The 21,390-nt window shown below is 64.8% G+C and carries 17 protein-coding genes; 9 read left to right on the top strand and 8 right to left on the bottom strand.

Annotated features, from left to right (window positions below; all coding sequences use genetic code 11):
• Nucleotides 1-56 precede the first annotated feature (56 nt).
• Nucleotides 57-686, top strand: a complete 630-nt coding sequence (locus M9955_23645; GenBank protein MCO5084640.1) for a M15 family metallopeptidase — start codon at nucleotides 57-59, stop codon at nucleotides 684-686.
• A 3-nt stretch (nucleotides 687-689) separates the two neighbouring features.
• On the opposite strand, the gene M9955_23640 is transcribed toward M9955_23645, so the two are convergent.
• The 3 genes from M9955_23640 to M9955_23630 form a co-directional block, all read right to left on the bottom strand.
• On the bottom strand, nucleotides 690-1,925 hold the full coding sequence (locus tag M9955_23640; protein MCO5084639.1) for an FAD-dependent oxidoreductase: 1,236 nt from the start codon (nucleotides 1,923-1,925) through the stop codon (nucleotides 690-692).
• Nucleotides 1,926-1,948: 23 nt separating this feature from the next.
• Entirely contained in the window at nucleotides 1,949-3,412 is a 1,464-nt protein-coding gene (locus M9955_23635) for a caspase family protein (GenBank protein ID MCO5084638.1), read from the bottom strand.
• An 83-nt stretch (nucleotides 3,413-3,495) separates the two neighbouring features.
• Complete coding sequence (locus M9955_23630) at nucleotides 3,496-4,704, bottom strand: Xaa-Pro peptidase family protein (protein ID MCO5084637.1); 1,209 nt, start codon at nucleotides 4,702-4,704, stop codon at nucleotides 3,496-3,498.
• Between the two features lie 177 nt (nucleotides 4,705-4,881).
• On the opposite strand from M9955_23630, the gene M9955_23625 reads away from it, so the two are divergent.
• Entirely contained in the window at nucleotides 4,882-5,937 is a 1,056-nt protein-coding gene (locus tag M9955_23625; GenBank protein MCO5084636.1) for a dipeptidase, read from the top strand.
• A gap of 17 nt (nucleotides 5,938-5,954) precedes the next feature.
• On the opposite strand, the gene M9955_23620 is transcribed toward M9955_23625, so the two are convergent.
• The gene (locus M9955_23620) at nucleotides 5,955-6,848 is read right to left on the bottom strand and encodes a DMT family transporter (protein ID MCO5084635.1); all 894 of its coding nucleotides are present in this window, start codon (nucleotides 6,846-6,848) and stop codon (nucleotides 5,955-5,957) included.
• A 79-nt stretch (nucleotides 6,849-6,927) separates the two neighbouring features.
• Between M9955_23620 and M9955_23615 the strand changes: the two genes are divergently transcribed.
• Nucleotides 6,928-7,854, top strand: coding sequence for a LysR family transcriptional regulator (locus M9955_23615; GenBank protein ID MCO5084634.1), 927 nt, complete (start codon nucleotides 6,928-6,930; stop codon nucleotides 7,852-7,854).
• Nucleotides 7,855-7,918: 64 nt separating this feature from the next.
• Here M9955_23615 and M9955_23610 read toward each other — a convergent pair whose 3' ends face one another.
• Nucleotides 7,919-9,328 (bottom strand): sodium:proton antiporter, encoded by a 1,410-nt coding sequence (locus M9955_23610; protein MCO5084633.1) that lies wholly within the window; start codon nucleotides 9,326-9,328, stop codon nucleotides 7,919-7,921.
• 83 nt (nucleotides 9,329-9,411) lie between these two features.
• Nucleotides 9,412-9,957 (bottom strand): TetR/AcrR family transcriptional regulator, encoded by a 546-nt coding sequence (locus tag M9955_23605; protein ID MCO5084632.1) that lies wholly within the window; start codon nucleotides 9,955-9,957, stop codon nucleotides 9,412-9,414.
• A gap of 113 nt (nucleotides 9,958-10,070) precedes the next feature.
• Here M9955_23605 and M9955_23600 point away from each other — a divergent pair, with 113 nt between their 5' ends.
• Nucleotides 10,071-11,219: an efflux RND transporter periplasmic adaptor subunit gene (locus tag M9955_23600; protein MCO5084631.1), complete on the top strand. Its 1,149-nt coding sequence runs from the start codon at nucleotides 10,071-10,073 to the stop codon at nucleotides 11,217-11,219.
• Nucleotides 11,216-14,314 carry an efflux RND transporter permease subunit gene (locus M9955_23595; protein MCO5084630.1) on the top strand — a complete coding sequence of 1,033 codons (3,099 nt, stop codon included), beginning with the start codon at nucleotides 11,216-11,218 and terminating at the stop codon, nucleotides 14,312-14,314. The genes M9955_23600 and M9955_23595 overlap by 4 nt, the downstream gene beginning before the upstream one ends.
• Before the next feature lie 55 nt (nucleotides 14,315-14,369).
• On the opposite strand, the gene M9955_23590 is transcribed toward M9955_23595, so the two are convergent.
• Entirely contained in the window at nucleotides 14,370-15,560 is a 1,191-nt protein-coding gene (locus M9955_23590; GenBank protein MCO5084629.1) for a Gfo/Idh/MocA family oxidoreductase, read from the bottom strand.
• A gap of 6 nt (nucleotides 15,561-15,566) precedes the next feature.
• On the bottom strand, nucleotides 15,567-16,598 hold the full coding sequence (locus M9955_23585) for a LacI family DNA-binding transcriptional regulator (protein ID MCO5084628.1): 1,032 nt from the start codon (nucleotides 16,596-16,598) through the stop codon (nucleotides 15,567-15,569).
• Nucleotides 16,599-16,972: 374 nt separating this feature from the next.
• Between M9955_23585 and M9955_23580 the strand changes: the two genes are divergently transcribed.
• The 4 genes from M9955_23580 (at nucleotide 16,973) to M9955_23565 (ending at nucleotide 21,330) form a co-directional block, all read left to right on the top strand.
• Nucleotides 16,973-18,103: a Gfo/Idh/MocA family oxidoreductase gene (locus tag M9955_23580; GenBank protein MCO5084627.1), complete on the top strand. Its 1,131-nt coding sequence runs from the start codon at nucleotides 16,973-16,975 to the stop codon at nucleotides 18,101-18,103.
• A 15-nt stretch (nucleotides 18,104-18,118) separates the two neighbouring features.
• On the top strand, nucleotides 18,119-19,033 hold the full coding sequence (locus tag M9955_23575) for a sugar phosphate isomerase/epimerase (GenBank protein MCO5084626.1): 915 nt from the start codon (nucleotides 18,119-18,121) through the stop codon (nucleotides 19,031-19,033).
• A 10-nt stretch (nucleotides 19,034-19,043) separates the two neighbouring features.
• Complete coding sequence (locus M9955_23570; protein ID MCO5084625.1) at nucleotides 19,044-20,240, top strand: aldose 1-epimerase family protein; 1,197 nt, start codon at nucleotides 19,044-19,046, stop codon at nucleotides 20,238-20,240.
• A 157-nt stretch (nucleotides 20,241-20,397) separates the two neighbouring features.
• Nucleotides 20,398-21,330 (top strand): substrate-binding domain-containing protein, encoded by a 933-nt coding sequence (locus M9955_23565; protein MCO5084624.1) that lies wholly within the window; start codon nucleotides 20,398-20,400, stop codon nucleotides 21,328-21,330.
• Nucleotides 21,331-21,390 lie beyond the last annotated feature (60 nt).

The following is a 21,390-nucleotide window of genomic DNA, read 5'->3' as shown; positions in this document are numbered from 1 at the left end:
CTGCGCCCATTTCGCTTGTTCACTCCGTATCCGCCGCCGACCTTCCTCCCGGCTTCGTGCATCTGTCCGAGGTCGATCCGTCGATCCGCCAGGACATCCGCTATGCCGGCGCGGAAAATTTCCTCGGGCGTCCGGTCAAGGGCTATGCGGTGCCGGCCTGCATCCTCACCCGTCAAGCCGCCGAGGCGCTGACGAAGGTACAGGCCGCGTTCAGGGCCGACGGTGAGACGCTGGTCGTCATCGACTGCTACCGCCCGAAGCGCGCGGTGGCCGACATGGTCGAATGGACCAAAGGCGGCAGGGAGACCAACGCCGAATGGTATCCCGCAGTGCGGCGCAACCGGCTGGTGGCGGAAGGCTATCTGGCGCGCCGCTCGGCCCATTCGCGCGGCTCGACCGTCGACCTGACCATCGCGCCTCTGGACGACGCGAGTGCGGCGCCAGACCCCGCCTGCGGCGTGCGCGGCGCGAAAACGCTGGAGTTCGGCACGGGCGTCGATTGCATGGACCCGGTCAGCGCCACCGCGTCAAAGGACGTCTCGGAGACGGCGCGGAAAAGCCGCGAAAAGCTCGTCCGGCTGATGAGAGAGGCGGGTTTTCGGAACTATGCCCGCGAATGGTGGCACTTCACGCTTCGCGACGAGCCGTTCAGGCAGCCCTTCGACTTCGACGTGACAGGCAAATAGGCGTCACCGCGAAAGCAGCGACTTCAGTTTCACGTCGGGCGACGCGAGTTCAGCCGGATCGGGCCGGACGCCCTTTCCGATCAGCATCTCCGCCAGCCTTATATCGCGCGCCACCGCATTGCCGGGGCCGATGCCGCTGGCGGCCAGCAGGCGGCCGTCCTCGCCGAGATGGAAGAGGATGAAGGCGCCCTCCCCGACATCGCGCCGCACGACCGTCGCCGCGCCATCGGCCAGCCCGGCGATCTGCAGGCTGAGATCGTACTGATCCGACCAGAACCAGGGCACCACGCCGAACGGCTCGTCCGCGCCCAGCATGTTGCGGGCGGCATGCGCGCCCTGATCCTGCGCGTTGCGCCAGGATTCCAGCCGCACGCGCCGGCCGCCGTAAATCTCCAGCGGAAAAGAGCAGCAGTCTCCCGCCCCAAAAATGTTCTCGTCGCTGGTGCGCAGGCGGCTGTCGACCGCGATGCCGTTGTCGATGACGAGGCCAGCTTCGGCGGCCAGCGTCGTGACCGGCGACGCGCCGATGCCGACGACGAGGAAATCGGCCTCGATCCTGCGGCCCGAGCCAAGCTCGACGACAACGGAGTCATCATCCGTCGATATCGCGGAAATCCCCTGCCCCGTGACGATCTCCGCGCCCGCCTCCTGGTGCCGCGCGGCGACGGCTCGCGCGACCTCCTCCGGCACCCCGCGAATCAGGATGCGCGGCTGCGCCTCGATCACCACCGCTTCTGCGCCGCGCCTGCGGGCGCTGGCGGCAAGCTCCAGCCCGATGAAGCCGCCGCCGATGATCGCGACGCGCACGTCGGGCTTCAACAGGCCGCGAATGCGCAACGCGTCGTCATAGGTGCGCAGCGTCAGGCAGCGCTCGCCGGCGGCGGCCGCCATCGGCAGCGTGCGCGCCGTCGCGCCTGTCGCCAGCAGCAGCTTGTCGTAGGCGATCGCCGAGCCATCGGCGAGACGCACCTGCCGGGCGTTCCGGTCGATGGCGACCGCCTCGCGCCCCGTCAGCAGATCGATGCCCTGCCCGGCGAAGCGCTCCGCCAGCGCCACATGCTTCGGCGCGGGATGGGCCTCGTCGGTGATGGCGTCCTTGGAGAGCGGCGGCCGCTCGTAAGGTGCGTGGACTTCCGCGCCGATCAGCGTCACCGGCCCTTCATAGCCGTTCTCGCGAAGGGCGAACGCCGCCCGCGCGCCGCACTCGCCCGCCCCGATGATGACCATGCCGGCTGTCATTGCTGCACCTGCTTCATGAAGGATCAGTCGGCGAACACCGGATAAAGCTCGCTGATGGCCGTGTCCTTGTATTTGGACCCCGGATAGACGTCCTTGATCCGGAGTTCCAGCCATTCGGTGCGGATCGCCGGCTTGAAATCCACCCGGCTCGCGCCGCGCACGTCCTGAAGGCCGACCGTCAGCGTCTGGCCGTCGCCGGTCGTGGCCTCCAGCGTCTTCACCCGCGAATTCGCCTGCCAGATGCTTTCCGTCTTGTCGTAGCCGTTGATGATCTCGAAGCCGGAAAGCAGGCGCGCCTTGCCGAAATGCAGCGTCAGCGTCTCGTTCAGCCCGTCATCCTTCTCGCCTTCCACCCACGCCGTCTCGCGATTGCCGTCGAACATCATGGACGGCTCGTAGCGGATGGCTTTGCTCGGCTTCAGCACCGAGCTTGCGCAGTAGTCGACATCGAAAGGACCGCGCTCGCAGGTGCCGTCGCGCGCCACCGAACGCGTCGCGGTCGCCACGGAAGGAGCGCTCGCGACCTGCTCGGCAGTCGGCGCGGCGCAGGCCGAAGCCGCCCGCTCCTTCGCGAGCTCGGCATAGAAACTGTCGGGATAACGCCGCATGAAGGCTTCCAGCGCGCCGCAGCTGCCGACGGCGACCGCCTGCTCATAGGCTTCCTTCTCGGACGCGCCGCTTTCCTGCGGCTGCGATTGCTGCGCGGCGGCGATCTGCTGGCGCGCGGCGAACTCGAAACGGCCGGTGAGCGAGGAGGAATCCCATGGTACCTGCTTGCCGCCGGTCGCCGCCATCACGTCGTTGCGCACCTCGATCATCAGGTCGGAGATCGACTGGCCGGGAGCCGAAATGTGCTTGAGCAGCGCGCCGGTGAAAGGCGAATTGCGCCCGGCGCCATCAGACGCAACCGCGTCCGGCTGCGTCGCGAAGGCGATGAAGGTGCCGGAGCCGGACTGCACGCGGCCGAGGCCCTTGCTGATCGACTGCGCCGAGCGGTTTTCCGAGCGCGCCAGCTGGTCGGCGAAAGGGTTGTTGCGGCAGGCGTCGAGGAAGATGAGGTTGGTTTCCGAGCCGCGCTCCATCTGCTGAAGCACGCCGGACAGCGACACGAGCGAAATGTCGGCCTCCGCCTCGTATTCCACCATCGCGTCGACCGGCACGAGATAGTTCTGGCCGTTCACCTGGATGCCGTGCCCGGCGTAGAAGAACAGCGCGACGTCGGCAGTGCCCGCCGCGCGGCCGAATTTTATGAGCTGTTCCACCAACGAGCGCCGGTCGAGATCCGTGCCGCCCATCACCTCGAAGCCGAGACCCGCGAGTTGCTTCGACAGGTCTTCGGCGTCATTCCTCGGATTGGCGAGCTTGGCGATATGCTGGTAGTCGGAATTGCCGACGACGAGCGCGATGCGCCTGTCGGCCAGCGCCGGCAGCGACAGGACGGCGAGCAGGGTCGCGACCGCAGCGAATGTCCTGAGCAGACCCGACAAGCATCCCCCTTAGCAGCGCCGACAACAGGAACGAAGGCTTAGGCAGGGCTCAATGCCTTGTCAAATCACGGCGCGGAAATCGCTCAGCGCGCCGTTCCGCCGCGGTTCCAGCCGCGGCCGCGGTCACCGACCAGTTCCGCCCTGCCCTCATGGATCGCGACCGTGTCCTCGATCTTGATGAAGCCGCGCGAGGGATGGAGCATCGTCGTCTCGACGGAGATCACCATACCTGCCTCCAGCGGCCGGGACGCGTCCACGCCTTCATAGGCGACCGGGTGATTGGTCATCAGGAACGGAGCCTCGTGCGAGATCAGGCCCATGCCGTGCGTGAAGAAATCCGTGAAGGGTGCGATATGCGTCTTCTTCGCCAGAGTCTGTTCGCCGGCCATGACCACGGCAGAGCCGGGATTCCCCGCTTTCGCCTGCGCGATCGCCTTTTCCTGCACCTCGAGAATATCGCCGAGCAGGTCCTCCAGTTCCGCGTCGGGCTCGCCCAAAACGCCCATGCGGCAGAGATCGCCGATATAGCCGCGATAATTGCCGCCGGAATCGAGCGACATCACCTCGCCTTTCTTCCATGCTGCGTCGGAAACGGCGCGGTTGTGGCTGGAGCCGAGGGTAATGAGGCAATATTCGAACTGAAGGCCCCGCCGCGTCTCCTCGGTGCGAAGCGCCTGCACGATCTCCTCCTTGGTCGAGCCCTCGCCGGAGCCGGCGAACACCGCAAGCATGGAGTCGGTGATGTGCTCGGACGCCTGTCTGAGCAGGTCGAGCTCCTCTGGTGACTTGACCGCGCGGATGCGCTCAAAAGCCCCCGTGCCGTCGACAAGCTGCTTGTTGCCCACCGCTGCCGCGATCACCGCATAGGCGTCCGAAGGCATGAAGCCCGGCTCGTATCCGATCCGCGCATTGCCGAGGTCGAGGCTCTTCAGATGCGCCGCAGCCTTCTCGGCCGCATCGACGCTGCCCCAGAAGCTGGTATGCAGGTTCGGCACCCAGAACGGATGCACCTGATGCTCATGACCCTCCATCTTGTTGGCCATGTAGGCGGCGTGCTCGGGTCTGCCCTTCTCATAGATGACGATCGGCAGGTATCGGCTGTGACCGATCGCATCCATGGCGGAGAAGAAGATGAACCTGTAGCCGCCGAGAAGGTACTGGACGTTGTGCTTCGACGTGGCGACGAGCACGTCTATGCCCTGTTCCTCCATGATGCGATCAACGCGGGCCTGGTCGAACGGAATGCCGGGCTTCTGGCCGGCAGCGGCCTGGATGTTCACATGCTCCTCCATGAATTCTCTCCGATCTGGTCCTACCAGATTGCGGCGCAGACGTACAGCGGAGACGCCTGTGCCAAGACCTGTCAATCAGTCGCAGGCAGGGAGGCAGGACAGACGTCCTGGCACTCAACATTTTTCTTGCCATGCCGGTTTTCACCCCGATGATCGCCGGCAAATCTGGAGCTTTGCATGGAACTGGTATTCGACGGTCACAACGACGTGCTTTTGCGTCTCTGGCGAAACGCCGCCGCTGGCGGCGATCCCATCGCCGAGATGGTCAATGGCACGACCGCCGGCCATATCGACCTGCCCCGCGCCAAGGCAGGCGGCCTCGCCGGCGGGCTGTGCGCGATCTATATCCCGAATTCCGCGCCGCTGACGCTCAGCCCGCCGAACAACAGGGGCGAATACGCAACGCGGCTTTCGCCGCCGCTCGACCGTCAGCCGTCGCTCGACATCGCCGTCGCCAAGGCGGCGATCGCGCTAAAACTCGACCGCGCCGGCGTCTGGAAGCTCTGCCGCTCCACGGCCGACATCCGGGACGCCATGGAGGACGGGGTCTTTGCCGCCGTGCTGCATATGGAGGGGTGCGAGCCGATCGGCGCGGACCTCGACGCGCTCGAACTCTTTTATGGCGCCGGGCTGCGCAGCCTCGGCCCGGTCTGGAGCCGCAACAACATTTTCGGCTATGGCGTTCCCTTCGCCTACCCCGCGAGTCCCGATGCCGGACCGGGCCTGACCGACGCGGGCAAGGCGCTTGTCAGGGAGTGCAACCGGCTCGGCATTCTGATCGATCTCTCGCACATCACCGAAAAGGGCTTCTGGGACGTGGTGGAACTGAGCGACCAGCCGCCGGTCGCCAGCCACTCCAACGCCCATGCGCTGACGCCGGTGGCGCGCAACCTGACCGACCGGCAGCTTGACGCCATCAGGGAGCGCAAAGGGCTGGCCGGGCTGAATTTCGCCGTGACCATGCTGCGCTCCGATGGACAGGAGCTTGGCGAGACGCCGTTGGACAATATGGTTCGCCACGTCGACCACATGGTCGAGCGCGCCGGCATCGACTGCGTCGCCATCGGCTCCGATTTCGACGGGGCGATGGTGCCAAGGGAGATTCGGGACGCCGCCGGATTGCAGAACCTCATCGAGGCGCTGCGCAAGGCCGGCTATGGCGACGAGGAAATGGAAAAGCTCTGCCGTGAGAACTGGCTGCGCGTGCTTGGACAGGCCTGGCGCGAAGCATAGTCCGCGCCGTCCCGGTCTCACTTCGATCTGTTGACGAGAATGACGCCGCCGAGCGCCAGCGCGCCGCCGATGAGGCCGAGCGTTCCCGGCGCCTCGCCGAGCCAGAGGAAACCGATCACGGTGGCGACCGGCGGGATGCAGTAGAGATAGTTGCTGGCCCGCGCCGCAGGCAGGCGCGACAGCGCGACGGCCCACGCCCCGTAGGCGACAAGGCTGGAGACGATGCCCAGAAACAGCAGCGACAGAAGACTCACCAGGTCGGCTACGGCAGCTTCGGCGAATGCGCCCGGCAGGACGGGCGACAGGAACACAGCGCCGATGATCAGGTTCCAGGCGGCGACGACGAGCGGCTTGTGATCGGCGAAGAGCGGCTTCTGCACGATGGTGTTGAGCGTCGTGCACAAAGCCGCCCCGAGGATGAGCAGGGTTCCCTGATTGAGCGTCAGGCCGCCGCCTTCGCCGAGAGCGATCAGCCCGACGCCGCCGAAGGAGATCGCCGTGCCGAGCCATGCCAGCGCGCGAAACCGCTCACCGAGTATGAAGATGGCAAGGATGGCTGTGAGCACCGGACTGACGTTGATGATGAAGCTTGCGGCACCGGCGGATACGGTGAGTTCGCCGAAATTGAGCAGCGTCGTATAGAGCGCGACGAACACGGCGCCCCCGAACAGGAAGCGCCACGCCTCGGCGAGCTTCGGCAATCCGGGGCGGACGATGACAAGGAAGAGCGCGGCAGGCAGCGCCGCAATCAGAAACCGCAACGCCCCAAGCTCCGCTGGACCAAAGGCGACGAGACCAGCGCGGATTGCGGGAAAGGCGGAAGCCCAGCCGATCACGGTCGTGCCGACGGCAGCCACCGTGATCCAGTCGATGGAATGTCCCGCCCTGGAAAGCGTCGCCTCGGCGTTCATGATTTCATCTCCGTTCACACCTCTCTTGCCTCTTCGGAAGATGATTGACAAACGACGAATTCAAGCATCAGCTGTGACTATGGATCACAGCTTGCGCCAGTTGCCGCCGCTCGACACCCTCCGGGCTTTCGAGGCTGCCGCGCGCGGCGGCAGCTTCTCGGCGGCCGCGGAGACGCTGAACGTCACCCACGGCGCCGTCAGCCGGCAGATTGCAAAACTGGAGGATTGGCTGGGCTTCAAGGTGTTCGAGCGCGGCGCCCGCGGCGTATCGCTGACCATCGAGGGCAACCGGCTGTTCATCCGCACGGCTGAAGCCTTCGCGCTGATCGCCGACAACACCGACCGCTGGACCGAGCCGCGCGGCGGCTCGGTCGTCCGGCTGGCGACCATACCCTCGCTCTGCGGTCTCTGGCTCATGCCGCGTCTGAAGAAGCTGGAGACCACAGGGACTCCGCTTCGCATCGTCCTCGATGTCGACATCAGGCAGATCGACCTGGATGAAGAAGGCATCGACCTTTCCATGCGCTGCGGACGCGGCGGCGTCGCGGGTCGCGTGTCGATAAAACTGTTCGAGGAGCAGTGCTTCCCTATCGCCTCGCCCGCACTTGCCGCCGACATCGCCAAAGGCGGGCCGGATGCCATCCTGAAATATCCGCTGATCCATGATTCCGACGCAGCGCCCTGGCGCGCCTGGCTGGCGGCGCATGGGAGGGAGTATTTCCCGCGTGCGCAGGACAGGCGTTTCGAGGACTACAATCTGGTGCTCGCGGCGGCGGCCAACGGGCTCGGCGTGGCCCTCGCGCGCCCGCCTCTCGCGACGTCGCAGATCGAAGCCGGTCTGATTGTGCCGGTCGACGATCGCACGGTGCTCAATCCGGTGTCCTACTGGATGGATCGGCCGTCCGGCAGACCCCGCGCCGCTGCAGCGGAACTCGCCCGGCGCATTGCCGCCGAGGCGGGGCTGGACGCAGAAAGCATCGAAACCTTCCTGAAGGAGCAGCGCTAGGGTCAGGATCTGACCCTAAGCTCCTGAACCGACTCCTTCTTCCGTCGCCGGACGCCTTGAATCTCTAGAAGAAGATGAAGCCGGCGATGATGAAGGCGGGAATCAGGATCGCGCCGGACCACAGCATGTAGCCGAAGAAGCTCGGCATGCGGACGCCGCGCTCCCGGGCGATGGCGTAGACCATGAAGTTCGGCGCATTGCCGATATAAGTGTTGGCGCCCATGAACACCGCGCCGGCCGAGATGGCGGCCAACGTCGTCGCGTGGGTCGTCATCAACTCCACCGGATCGCCGCCGGCAAGCTCGAAGAAGACGAGATAGGTCGGCGCATTGTCGAGGAAGGACGACAGCACGCCGGTCATCCAGAAATAGGCCAGATCGTTGTGCGAACCGTCCGGCCGCGTCACCAGTTCGACCAGCGGCGCCATCGCGCCGTTCATGCCGGCCTTCAGGATCGCGATGACCGGTATGATGCAGATGAAGATGGCCGCGAAGAGCTTCGCCACCTCCGCGATAGGCCCCCACGTAAAGCCGTTCGCCGCGCGGTATTCTTTTCTTGTGATCTTCAGCGAGATGCCGGCGAGCGCGAGAATGAGGACGTCGCGCACGACGTTCTGCAGTTCGACATGAACGCCGTGAATGGTGAACTCGACGCCCGGCTTCCATGCCGCCGACATCAGGATCGCCGCGATCACGCCGACCAGCAGCGGGATGTTGGCAAGCCCCTTGATGCGGATCTTCGAATCCGGCGTCGGGTCCTTGATCTTCGGCGCGCCGACCTCGCGGCGGTGGAGGGCAATGTCGATCACCAGAAACACCGCCAGCACGATCCCCGCGACAAGGAGAGTATCCAGCCAGAGATGCGTCGTCGTCCAGAAGAAATCGACGCCGCGCAGGAAGCCGACGAAGAGCGGCGGGTCGCCGAGCGGCGTCAGCGAGCCGCCGATGTTGGAGACGAGGAAGATGAAGAAGACGATGACATGGGCGTTGAAACGCCGGTTGTCGTTGGCGCGGATGATCGGGCGGATGAGAATCATCGACGCGCCTGTCGTTCCGACCACCGAAGCGAGGATGGCGCCGATGACCAGTATCAGCGCGTTCGTCCATGGGGTGCCGTGGATGTTGCCGGCGACGAGAATGCCGCCCGAAATCGTGAACAGCCCGAACAACAGGATAATGAAGGACAGGTATTCCAGCAGCACCGTATGCAGCACGGCCGTCAGCATCGCCGGAAAGCCGAAAGCGGCGGCCAACGGGACGATGACCAGCAAGGCCCATGCAAGGGCGATCTTGCCGTAATGATGCTCCCAGAAACGGTGATAGAGCAGCGGGCCGGTCGCGATGCAGACGAGAATGCCCGCGAACGGAATGGCCCACAGGAGCGACATCGCCTCCCCCGGCAGTTCGGCGGCAAAGGCCGGAGCGGGCATCGCCAGAGCCACGCCGGCCAGGAAAGGAAGGCGTCGTACAGTCATCCGGAAACGCAAATCACGCCCCCTTGTTGCGCCGGAGCAAAGTAGCCGGCACCGCACACAGGGTCAAAGCGGAACGTCGAAACTCAACAGGTTTGCGTGACCCGCTTCAGCATCGCCGCGATCGCCTGCTCGCGCTCCTCGTGGGTCAACACATCGCTGTCGAACAGCTTCATGCTGCGCATGCCTTCAAGCGCCAGATAAACCAGCAGCAGCGTTTCGACATCCGGCGTGTCGTCCTTCAGCCTGTCGAGCAGCCTGCGCTTGAACGCGGCGATGGGCTTGAGGAAATCAGGGTCTTCCGCGATCGCCGCGAGCACACCCGCCGCGCCTGGCCGGGTTTCGTCGCATTCGATCGCCGAGAGCTTGATATAGGCTTCGAGCAGGCCGTCTCGCGCGCCGGGGCCTTGCGTGGCCGCGTCGAGCTCGGTTTCAAACCTGGTCAGGAACGATTCCACCAAAGCGCGCATCAGCGCAGCCTTCGTGGGAAAATTATAGAGCAGGCCGCCTTTGGAGACCCCCGCCCGCGCCGCCACGGCTTCCAGCGAAAGGTTGCCGGCGCCCGCCTCGCGCGCCACATCTGCCGCCGCGGAGAGGATTCTGTCTTTTGAGCTTGTTCTTATCTGTGTCACATGAGCGACTCCGTCCTGCGAAAATTGTAGGCCAGATTGACAATACCGTCCAGACGGTACAGTAACGTTGGTCCGAGTGCCCTTGACGGGCACGCATTCGTTTGGGGATCGCCTTGATCAAGCGCTTCATCATCGCGTTCGTTCTGCTCGCCGTCGTGGTCGGCGGCATCGTCGGCTTCAACATGTTCCGCGACAAGGCGATACAGGATTTCTTCGCCTCCATGCCGGTGCCGCAGGTGACGGTGTCCACGGTCAAGATCGAGCCCGCCGCCTGGACGCCCGGCATCGAGACGATCGGCACCGTCGGCGCCGCCCGCGGCGTCGATCTCACGGTCGAGACGACGGGCATCGTCAAGGACATTTTCTTCGACGCCAACCAGCGGGTTCAGGACAACGAGGTCCTCGTCCAGCTCGACGATGCGGTGCAGCGCGCCGATCTCGAGGCCGGGCAGACGCAGGCCCGGCTGGACAAGCAGGCTCTGGACCGCGCCGTCGAACTGCAGAAGCGCGGTGTCGGTTCCGAGGTCACGACCGATTCGGCGCGCGCCGCATCCGAAACCTCCGCCGCGCAGGTGTCCAAGCTGCAGGCGGTGCTGGACCAGAAGCAGCTGCGCGCACCCTACGCCGGCACCATGGGCATACCGCGCATCGAGCTCGGCCAGTTCGTCCAGCCCGGCACGGTCGTGGCGACCCTCCAGGATCTCGACACGATGCGCGCCGATTTCGCCGTGCCCGAACAGCAGCTTGCGCTGCTCAAGATCGGGCAGCCGGTTTCCTTCGGCGTTTCCGCCGACGACCGGCCGTTCAAGGGAACGATCAGGGGCATCGAGCCCAAGGTGGACCCGTCGAGCCGACTCGTTTCGGTTCGCGCCGAGATCACCAATCCCGACGGCAAGCTGAGCCCCGGCCAGTTCGTTCAGGTGCGTGTCGAATTGCCGAAGGAAGACGACGTGATCGCCATTCCGGACACGGCGCTGGTCAACAGTCTCTACGGCGACTTCGTCTTCGTGGTGAAACCGGCGGCGGCACCGGCCGCAACCGGAAACACCCCGTCGGCCGAGCAGGCCCCCGCACTTTCCGTGTCGCAGGTCTTCGTCACGACCGGCCGCCGCAACGACGGCACCGTCGAGATCACCAGGGGCGTCGCCGCCGGCGACGAAGTGGTCACCGCCGGCCAGAACCGCCTCTCGAACAACACGCCGGTTCGCGTCGACAACACCGTGACCCCGCAGACACCGACGAAGACGGCGAGCGACCAATGAGCTTTTCGGATCTCTTCATCCGGCGGCCCGTGCTCACCACGGTGACCGCCCTCATGATCCTGCTGCTGGGCTTCCAGGGCCTGTTCAACCTCTCGGTCCGCCAATATCCGGAGGTCGAGGAAACGGTCGTGACCATCACCACGACCTATGCCGGCGCCAGCCCGGACCTCATTCAGGGGTTCATCACGGCGCCGATCGCGCGCGCCGTCGCGACGACGGAAAACATCGACTACGTAACATCGCAGAGCCGCCCGTCCGTCTCCATCGTCACCGTCCAGATGAAGCTGGGCTCAGATCCGGACGTTGCGCTGACCGAGGTCATGTCGAAGGTGCAGGGCGTGCGCAGCCAGTTGCCGAACGACGCGGAGGACCCCGTCATCGTCAAGGGCACCGGCCAGCAGTTCGCGCTGATGTACCTTGCGATCCAGAATCCCAACATGACGCCGGAGCAGATCACCGAATATATCGAGCGCGTCCTGCGTCCGCGCATGTCGACCATCGAGGGCGTCGCGGAGGTGCAGGTGCTCGGCGCCGCCGAATATTCGATGCGCGTCTGGATCGATCCGATCAAGCTCGCCTCACGCAAGATGACGGCGGCCGAGGTGCTGGCGGCGATCAACAGCTCGAACTTCCTGTCCGCTCCCGGAAAGACGAAGGACGCCAACACCGCCTATTCGATCACGCTGAAGTCCACGCTGCAGTCTCCCGAGGCGTTCGCCGCGATCCCGCTGAAGTCGGACGGAAACGGCGTCGTGCGCCTGCGCGACGTGGCGAGCGTGGAACTCGCCGCTGAAAGCACCGACACGATCGTCAACTTCGACGGCCAGCAGGGCACCTTCATCGGTGTGTTTCCGACACCGGCGGCAAATCCGCTCAACACCGCGTCGGCCGTCATCGACGAACTGCCCGCCATCCAGAACAGCCTGCCGGACGGCATGAAGATCACGCTTGTCTACGACTCGACGGAAACGATCAGCGCCTCGATCGAGGAGGTCTTCAAGACCATCGGCGAAGCCGTCGCCATCGTCATCGTGGTCATCCTGCTCTTCCTCGGCTCGTTCCGATCGGTGCTCATGCCGGTCGTCACGATCCCGCTGTCGCTGATCGGCGTCTGCTTCATGCTTTTCGCCATGGGATATTCGATCAACCTCCTGTCGCTGCTCGCCATGGTGCTCGCCATCGGCCTGGTCGTCGACGATGCCATCGTCGTGGTGGAGAACATCCACCGCCACATCGAGGAAGGCATGTCGCCCATGCAGGCGGCGTTCAAGGGCATGTCGGAGATCGTCGGCCCGGTGGTGGCGATGACGATCACGCTTGCGGCGGTGTTCGCGCCGCTGGCCTTCACCGGCGGCCTCACCGGGTCGCTCTTCCGCGAATTCGCGCTGACGCTCGCCGGCGCGGTGGTCATTTCGGGATTCGTGGCATTGACGGTGACGCCGATGATGTCCGCCCGCATCCTGAAGGCCGGCAATCACAGCCGCTTCCAGCGTTTCGTCGACAGCACCTTCGACCGCATTGCCAATCGCTATGAGCGGCTGGTTTCCGGTTCGCTGAAATACCGTCCGGTGACGCTGATGATCGTGATTGCGCTGGTGTCCGTGACCGCGTTCATGTTCACCAAGACATCGGGCGAACTGGCCCCCGAGGAAGATCAGGGTGCGCTTTTCGCCCTCGTGACGGGGCCGCGCTACGCGACGAGCGAATACACCTCCCGCTACACGGATCAGATGCGGGAACTGACGAAGGACCTCGAGGAGCTGAAGGTCAATTTCTCGATCGTCGGCTTCGGCGGCGAGACCAATTCCGGCTTCGCCATCTGGTCGTTCAAGGACTGGTCGGAGCGCAAGCGCAGCCAGAAGGAGTTGCAGGCCGACATTCAGGCCCGCATTTCGAAGGTCGCCGGCGTCGAGGCGCTGGTCTTCGCGCCGCCGACCCTGCCCGGCAGCGGCGGCGGGCTTCCGATCTCCATGATCGTGCAGTCGACGGGCGATCCGAGCCAGGTCTTCGAGATCGCCGAGCAGATCAAGGAGAAGGCGCAGGCGAGCGGGCGCTTCATCATCGTCCAGAACTCGCTGTCCTTCGACGCGCCACAGGTGACGATCACCATCGACCGCGACCGCGCCGCGGCTTTGGGCCTCCCGATCAGCGACATCGGCCGGACGCTCGGCCTGCTGGTCGGCGGCGGAGCGGTCGCCCAGTTCGACCGCGACTCGAACAGCTACGACATCATCCTCCAGGTGCCGGACGAATACCGCCGGACGCCGGAGAAGCTCGGCGACTTCTTCGTGCGCAGCACGAACGGAGAAATGGTGCCGCTGTCCGCCGTCATCAATATCGGCACCAACTCCTCGCCGGCCTCCATCGAGCAGTTCAACCAGCTGAACTCGGCGACGATCGCCGCATTGCCGCTGCCCGGCGTCACCACCGGCGACGGCCTGCAGGTCATCGAGGATATTGCGCGCCCGTTGCTGCCGTCCGGCTTCTTCATCGATTATTCGGGCCAGTCGCGTCTCGAAAAGGAACAGGGGTCGACGATCGCCATCGCCTTCGGTCTTGCGATCGTCGTGATCTACCTCGTGCTCGCCGCGCAGTTCGAGAGCTTCCGCGATCCGCTCATCATCATGATGTCTGTGCCGCTGTCGATATTCGGCGCCATCCTGCCGCTCAATCTCGGCCTTGGCACGCTGAACATCTACACGCAGGTGGGCCTCATCACGCTGATCGGACTCATAACCAAGCACGGCATCCTTCTTGTGGAATTCGCCAACCAGCAGCGCGAGGACCACGGCCTCTCGATCAGGGACGCCATCGTCGCCTCTGCCAAGGTGCGCCTGCGTCCGATCCTGATGACGACCGCGGCCATGGCGCTCGGCGTCGTGCCGCTGATCACCGCGCAGGGCGCTGGCGCGGCCGCGCGGTACTCCATGGGTCTGGTGATCTTCGCCGGCATTCTGGTCGGCACCATGTTCACGCTCTTCGTGGTGCCGATGTTCTACACTTTCCTGGCGCATCGCGGCGAAGCGAAGCACGAGACGCCCTCCCCTGCTCCGGCCGCCGAGACGCCCTCGGCGCTGCCCGTATCTGGGCATTGAACGAGCAGCCCCGACGGAATGTTGCCGGACGCGGACGCCCGGCATTTTCGTTCGGTCAGCCTTTCCACGCCTCGGGCTTCACGGCGCGATGTTCTTCGGCAGCGCGATAGGCTGCATCGACAAGCGCATAGCTCCTGAGATTGTTGGCGCCGCTCGTCTCGGCCTCGATGCCGGCGCGGCTCGTGCGCAGGAAATGCTGGCAGGCGTTGAAGGCGCCCTCCTGCACGACGTGCCAGCGGTCGCTCGTCCATGACCGCAGCGGAGAGCCGATGTCAGTCTCCTCGATCCTGTCGCCGACAATGACCTTCATCCTGAAATCGAGGCCGACGATGATCGACCCGCGCTCGCCCTCGATCTCGAGAAAAGTCTGCGGAAACGGTTCCGGCGCGCGGCGGGCCTCATAGGTGCATTCGACGATGCTGACCGAACCGCTGGCATGGCGCAGCATCATGGTCGCCGTATCCTCGGCCCGCACTTTCGGATTGCGTTTTTGCGTCTCGCAGGAAATCCGCTCCACCTCGCCCATGAAATAGCGCGCCAGATCCAGCACGTGGATGCCGACATCGTCGATGGCGAAGCGTTCCTCGTCGTAGAAATAGGGTTGCGTCTTGTAGACGTCGAAGCCGGTGCGGAAGCTGATGCGCGCCCAGCTCGGCGTTCCGATGGCGCCGCTGTCGATCACCGCCTTGACCTTGCGCATCGGCGTCTGGAAACGGAAATTCTCATGCACCGCAAGCCAGACATCGGCTTTCTTCGCAGCCTCGACGATAGCGACGCAATCCTCCCAACTCGGGGCGAACGGCTTCTGGACGACGGTGGCGATGCCGCGCGCGATCGTCAGCTCCGCGAGCGGACGATGCGTGTCGCGGCGCGTCACGATGTCGACCAGCTCCAGTTCATGCGCGTCGAGCATTTTCGCCGCTTCGGTATAGCAAGGCACGCCGAATTCCTCGCCGGCTGCCTTTGCCTTGGCCGGATCGACATCGCACACCGCCGTCAGCGACGCGCCTTCCGCCGCCAGCTCCCGCCACGAATTGAGATGGTTCGCGGCATAGAAGCCGCAGCCGATCAGGCCAACACGAACCTTGTCCGCCATCCAGTCTCTCCCGGTGATGATCGCCGCAGCCGGCTGCCGCGAAATCTCTTCCCAGCCAGTCGCGTAGCCGATGACGCGCCCGACCTCAAGGAAGCCGCGAGGGGCATTCTCGGAAAATCGTCGCCGGGACAGCGGAGGCCGCCGCCTCATCCGCCCTCAGAATTCGGGAATGTTCTCGCGGAAAATCGCCTGCAGGCGCGGCGGATGAGGATCGAAGGGTAGCCCGCGCACCGACTGCGTCAGGATGTTGAGCGCCTCGCGCGCCTCCACCCGGGGATTCTGGTCGATCACGGCATCCAGCGTGCCGTCCAGCAGCAGCTCGCGCGTGCCCTCCGTGGCTTCGTGGCCGACGAACACCACGGAATGCTGCCTTCCGCGCTCCTTCAGCGCGCGCGCTATGCCGGGATTGCCGGCCCCGATATTGTAGATCGCCGCCAGATCGGGATGCCGGTCGAGCAGCGCACAAGCTTCCGAATAGGCTTTTGCGCGGTCGTCCAGCATCTCGCGCAGTTCCACCACCTGGAGGCGGGGGAACTCCTCTGTGAGGATATGGCGGAATCCCATCTCGCGCTCCTCGTGGCCCCGGTAGGATCGGGAGCCTGCGAACATGGCTGCCTTGCCGCTCGCTCCAGCGCCCATGAAACGGCCGACGATGTAGCCGGCGAGCCGCCCGGCGGCGCGGTTGTCGATGCCGACATAGGCGACGCGCGGCACATGCTGGATGTCCGAGGCGATGGTGACGATTTTCACGCCGGTCGCGGCAAGCGAACGGATCGCCTCGCGCACGGTCGGATGGTCGAGCGCGATCACGCCGACGCCCTGCGTCTTGCCGCGCAGGTCAAGCAGCGCCCGCGCCAGCGCCTCGGGATCGAAACCCTCGATCGCCTCGACATGGACGTCGAGATTGGGGCGCGACAACGCCTGCACCTCGATCTCGCGGCGCAGCATCCTGATGAAGGTATTGGTGCCGGCAGGCAGCGCGAAGTTCAGGCGGATGATATTGCCGGCAGCGCCTCCCCGACCCCTCTCGTCCTCGGGGAGCGGAGAGATGTAGCCCAGCCGCCGTGCGGTCTCGATCACGATCTCACGCGTTCGGGCCCTCACCCCCGTCCGGTTGTTGAGGACACGGTCGACGGTGGCGGCGGAGACCCCGGCCTCGCGGGCAACGTCATTCAATGTGGAGCGCACCGCCGATCACCTTCCAGCTTTTGCAGCCGCGCGTGGGTTCCGTTCAATACCTGCGTGAGCATCTGACATGAATTGATGTGAAATGATGAACCGCCGCGCAATGCCGCCAAACGTCGCGGCATTCACTGTATGGGACGGAAACCCTCCCATGCCGAAACATCAGGGTGAGTGCATAACTCTGGTCATGACTTATCCTCCCATGAAAGCTTATGGTGTGTTTTGATGAGAAATGATGTTGACAGCGTTTGCCACGACCGTCAATTATCCGCGCGAGCCATAAGTCTGGCTCACAGGGAGGAGTTCATGCCGGGCCGCAGGCCGCATCACCGCCGCACCGGCGGTGAGCGCAGCGTTGCCGACGGGCGTGCAGCGCGATGCGGCCGGGCCGCATCGCGGCGCGGGAGGTTTGCTTGGCTGGTCCGAAGCTTGAGCCGGACGTGAAAGTCCGGACCAGAAAGTACAGGATCGGCTGTGTCGGCGCCGGCATGATCATGGCCGAGTGCCACCTCGCCGCCTACAAGGAAGCCGGCTTCCCCGTGGTTGCTATCGCCTCGCGCACGAAGGCCAACGCCCGGAAGGTCGCGGACCGCTGGGGCATTCCCAAGGTCCACGAAACGCCCGAGGCGCTTATCGAGGACAAGAGCGTCGAGATCGTCGACCTCGCCTTCCCGCCGGACCAGCAGCCGGCCCTGATCCGTCATGCGCTGAAGCAGCCTCACATCAAGGCGATCCTCGCGCAGAAGCCTCTGGCGCTGTCGCTGAAGGAGGCGATCAAGCTGCGCGATCAGGCGGCGAAGGCCGGCAAGATCCTCTCCGTCAACCAGAACATGCGCTACGACCAGTCGATGCGTGCGCTGAAACAGCTGATCGACGCCGGCACGCTCGGGGAGATCGTCTTTGCGCAGATCGACATGCACGCCATTCCGCACTGGCAGCCGTTTCTGGCCGAATACGACCGGCTGACGCTCTCCAACATGGCCGTGCATCATCTCGACGTACTGCGCTTCCTGTTCGGCGATCCGGACGAGATCACCACGCTGACGCGCAAGGACCCGCGCACGACGTTCGAACACTCCGACGGGATCACCGTTTCGACGCTGCGCTTCCCTTCCGGGTTGATGGCCGTGTCGCTGGAGGATGTGTGGTCCGGGCCGCGCGAGAAGGGCTACGAGGACGACCAGCACATCAACTGGCGGGTCGACGGCACACATGGCGTCGCCAAGGGCACGATCGGCTGGCCGACCGGCGTCCCGTCCACTCTCGCCTATGCCTCGACGAAAGCCACCAAAGGCAAGTGGGTGACGCCGAAATGGGGCACGATGTGGTTCCCGCACGCTTTCATCGGCGTGATGGAGCAACTGCAACACGCCGTCAAGACCGGAGAGCCGCCGGCGCTGAGCGTGGCCGACAATGTCAGGACCATGCAGCTTGTGGAGGCCGGGTACCGGTCCATCGCCAAGGGCCGCACCGTCAGGCTTTCCGAAATTCCGATCGGCGATCGTTGAGGAGGATCGTTCATCATGATGCAGACCGGCATTTTCACGGGTTACTTCCCTTACGGGCTGGAAGAGACGGCGAAGAAGATCCGCGCGCTCGACTTCAACACGGTGCAGCTCGACCTTCACTTCCGTGACGTCGATCTTTCCGCCGGCCAGATCACGAAGGACAAGGCGAAGCGCGTCCGCGATGTGTTCCGCGACCATAACCTGCCGATCTGCTGCGTTTCCGGATACACCAACATCATCCACCCCGACCTAGGGGAGCGGAAGAGGCGCGTCGACTACCTCAAGGAGATCATCCGCCATGCGCGCGACCTCGGCTCGCCCTACGTGATCTCGGAAACCGGCACCTACAACACCGAGTCAGACTGGGTTCACCATCCGAAGAACAAGACCGAGGAAGGGTTCGAGGAGTGCCGAAAGGTCATCGCCGACCTCGCCCAGACCGCCTACGACCATGGCGCCGTCTTCTGCCTCGAAACCTATGTGAACAACGTCGTCGGCTCGGTCGAGGAGACAGTGAGGATGTTCGCGCAGGTCGACCATCCGGGTCTCGGCCTGCTGATGGACCCGACCAACTACTTCGAGAGCCACAACATCGACCGGATGGATCAGGTCCTCAATCAGGTCTTCGACACGCTGTCGGACAAAATCAGGATCGCGCATGCCAAGGACGTCAAGCGCTCCGGCGACGACAAGGGAGAGAAGCATGACGACATCGGCGACGACAACGCCATGGAAAGCCATACCTTCCGCGGCGTCGGCGAGATCGAACTGCCGGCCCCCGGCCTCGGCTCGCTGAACTACGATCTCTACCTGCAGCGGCTGGCCGAGAAGCACTCCAACATCCCGATCATCATCGAGCATCTGGCCGAGGACGACGTGCCGCGCGCCAAGAAATTCCTCGACGGCAAGCTGCGCGCCAACGGCCTCTGAGAACCGGATCATGGTCGACCTCTACGGACAGAAGCGTAGCCGCCGCGACCTCGCGGCCAGCGCCGGCTCGTTCTCGCAATTCGCCGGCGTCAGGCTGATGACGCTGGGCGACGGCGGCGAGCGCGGGGTGCGCATTCTGGAGTTCCGCACCGGCACCGGGCTGCGCTTCACGGTGATGGTCGATCGCGGCTTCGACATAGCGGAATGCGAGTACCGTGGCATGGCGATCGGCTGGCATTCGCCGACCGGCTTCAAGCATCCGGCCTACGCGGAATATGACGGCGAAGGCGGTCTCGGCTGGCTGCGCACCTTCTCCGGGCTGCTCGCCACCTGCGGCCTCGACCATATCCTGTTCATGTATGAGGAGCCGGCGGATCACTACAATTATCGCGGCCGCGACACCGTCAAGCATTCCATCCATGGCCGCATCGCCAACCTGCCGGCGCGGCTCGCCGGCTATGGCGAGCGCTGGGACGGCGACGAATGCACGCTGTGGTGCGAGGGCGTGGTCTCGCAGGCCACCGTGTTCGGCGAGAATCTGGAACTGACGCGCCGCATCGAGGTGAAGGCCGGGACCAACGAGATCCGCCTGCACGATGTCGTGGTCAACCGCGGATTCTACCGCACGCCGCACATGTATCTGTACCACGTCAATGTCGGTCACCCGGTCGTTGCGGAGGGCTCGCGCTATCTGGCACCGATCGCCGATGTCGTCTGGGCGGCGCATGCCGGCGAGAACTATCGCAGGCAGGATGTCCCCTACAACGTGATGCCGGCTCCGCGGGACATTTTCGCGGAGCAGGTCTGGCAGCACGAACTGGGCACCGACGGCGGCGGATGGTCGCCGATGGCGATCGTCAACGATCGGCTCGGCATAGGTTTCGAGGTCGTCAGCCGGAAGGACCAGTTTCCCTGCACGCTGGAATGGCAGAACATGCAGGCGGGGCTCTACGTGCTCGGCATGGAGCCCTCGACGCATCACGTGCTCGGCCACGAGGCGGCGCGCGAGCGCGGCGAAATGATCTGGCTGGAGCATGGCGACGAACGCCGCTACGATGTGGTCTTCCGCGTGCTTGCCGGTGCTGACGAGATCGCCGCCGCGGAGAAGCGCATCACGGGTATCGCGAAGCAGCCGGAGGACGGCTTCCCGGAACTCTCCAACAATCATCCGCCGCTTCACGGCGCCATGCCGCGCGGAACACGGTGAGATGACGATGGCGCTTTCATCGAACGAATTCGCCGCGAACGGAGCCTCCGGAACGCGGCGTGAGAATGCGTCCGGCGCAAGCCGGGCCATGCGGTTCCGGTTCCCCGGGGCCTGCGGAGGAGCAACTGAAACATGTGTTTCGAACGGGAGGTAATCGATGCTGAGTAAATTGCGATTATTCGTCTATGGCCTGATGCTGGCCCTCGTCCTGCCTGCCGCCGCGCAGGCCAAGACGCTCTACTGGATCTCGCATGGCAGCCCGGCCGATCCGGTCTGGACCTACTTCCTGCAAGGCGCGGAAATGTGGGCGAAGGCGACAGGCCAGGACGTGAAGACGTCCTTCCACAATGGCGACGTGCCGGCCCAGCAGGAAGCGCTCCGCTCCGCCATCGCCGCCAAAGCGGACGCCATCGTGACGACGAGCCCGGACCCGGGCAGCCTCGTCGAGATCGTCAAGGAGGCCAAGGCCGCCAACATCCCGCTGATCAACTTCAACACGCCTGATCCGTCGGCGAATTTCCAGGCCTATGTCGGCACCGACCTCAAGGTCGTCGGCCGCGGCTGGGCGCAGTATCTGGTCGACAAGGGCCTCGTGAAGCAGGGCGACTTCGTCTGGCTGCCCGTCGAGGTTCCCGGCGCCAGCTACGGCGTCGAGGAGGAGAAGGGCATCAAGGAGGTCTTCGAGCCGCTCGGCATCACCTGGGAAGTGACGGAGACGACGCTCGACCAGGCCGAGGTCATCACCCGCATGAGCGACTACCTCAACGCCAACCGCGCCAAGATCAAGGCCATCATCGGCCTCGGCGACATGGCGACGGGCTCGATCAAGCGCGTCTTCGACCAGGTCGGCGTCAAGCCGGGCGAAGTTCCGGTCGTCGGCTGGGGCAACTCGCTCGACACCACGGCCGAAGTCCTCGAAGGCTACGTGAACGCCGCACAGTGGCAGGACCCGCAGGCGACCAGCTTCATGGCGCTTTCGCTGGCGCTGATGGCCACCGAGGGCGTTCCGCCGGCCTTCAACATCATCACCGGCGCGCTCTATGAGAAGGACACCGCGCAGACTTATGCCGACGTGATGTCCGGCAAGTAAAACCCTGAAACGGGCGTCCGCAGCGATTTCGCCGCGGACGCCGCCATTCCACGCAACCCG

The sequence above is a fragment of the Rhizobiaceae bacterium genome, assembly GCA_023953845.1.
Classification (GTDB): domain Bacteria; phylum Pseudomonadota; class Alphaproteobacteria; order Rhizobiales; family Rhizobiaceae; genus Arvimicrobium.
Note: the sequence above shows the minus strand (reverse complement) of the source record. Positions and strands in the feature narration are given on the sequence as shown.

Bases quoted from the DNA above. Each gene is read 5' to 3' on its own strand.
- M9955_23640 (MCO5084639.1), bottom strand. From the start codon at position 1,925: ATGACAGCCGGCATGGTCATCATCGGGGCGGGCGAGTGCGGCGCGCGG.
- M9955_23630 (MCO5084637.1), bottom strand. From the start codon at position 4,704: ATGGAGGAGCATGTGAACATCCAGGCCGCTGCCGGCCAGAAGCCCGGC.
- M9955_23625 (MCO5084636.1), top strand. From the start codon at position 4,882: ATGGAACTGGTATTCGACGGTCACAACGACGTGCTTTTGCGTCTCTGG.
- M9955_23620 (MCO5084635.1), bottom strand. From the start codon at position 6,848: ATGAACGCCGAGGCGACGCTTTCCAGGGCGGGACATTCCATCGACTGG.
- M9955_23615 (MCO5084634.1), top strand. From the start codon at position 6,928: ATGGATCACAGCTTGCGCCAGTTGCCGCCGCTCGACACCCTCCGGGCT.
- M9955_23610 (MCO5084633.1), bottom strand. From the start codon at position 9,328: ATGACTGTACGACGCCTTCCTTTCCTGGCCGGCGTGGCTCTGGCGATG.
- M9955_23595 (MCO5084630.1), top strand. From the start codon at position 11,216: ATGAGCTTTTCGGATCTCTTCATCCGGCGGCCCGTGCTCACCACGGTG.
- M9955_23590 (MCO5084629.1), bottom strand. From the start codon at position 15,560: ATGAGGCGGCGGCCTCCGCTGTCCCGGCGACGATTTTCCGAGAATGCC.
- M9955_23580 (MCO5084627.1), top strand. From the start codon at position 16,973: ATGCGGCCGGGCCGCATCGCGGCGCGGGAGGTTTGCTTGGCTGGTCCG.
- M9955_23575 (MCO5084626.1), top strand. From the start codon at position 18,119: ATGATGCAGACCGGCATTTTCACGGGTTACTTCCCTTACGGGCTGGAA.
- M9955_23570 (MCO5084625.1), top strand. From the start codon at position 19,044: ATGGTCGACCTCTACGGACAGAAGCGTAGCCGCCGCGACCTCGCGGCC.
- M9955_23565 (MCO5084624.1), top strand. From the start codon at position 20,398: ATGCTGAGTAAATTGCGATTATTCGTCTATGGCCTGATGCTGGCCCTC.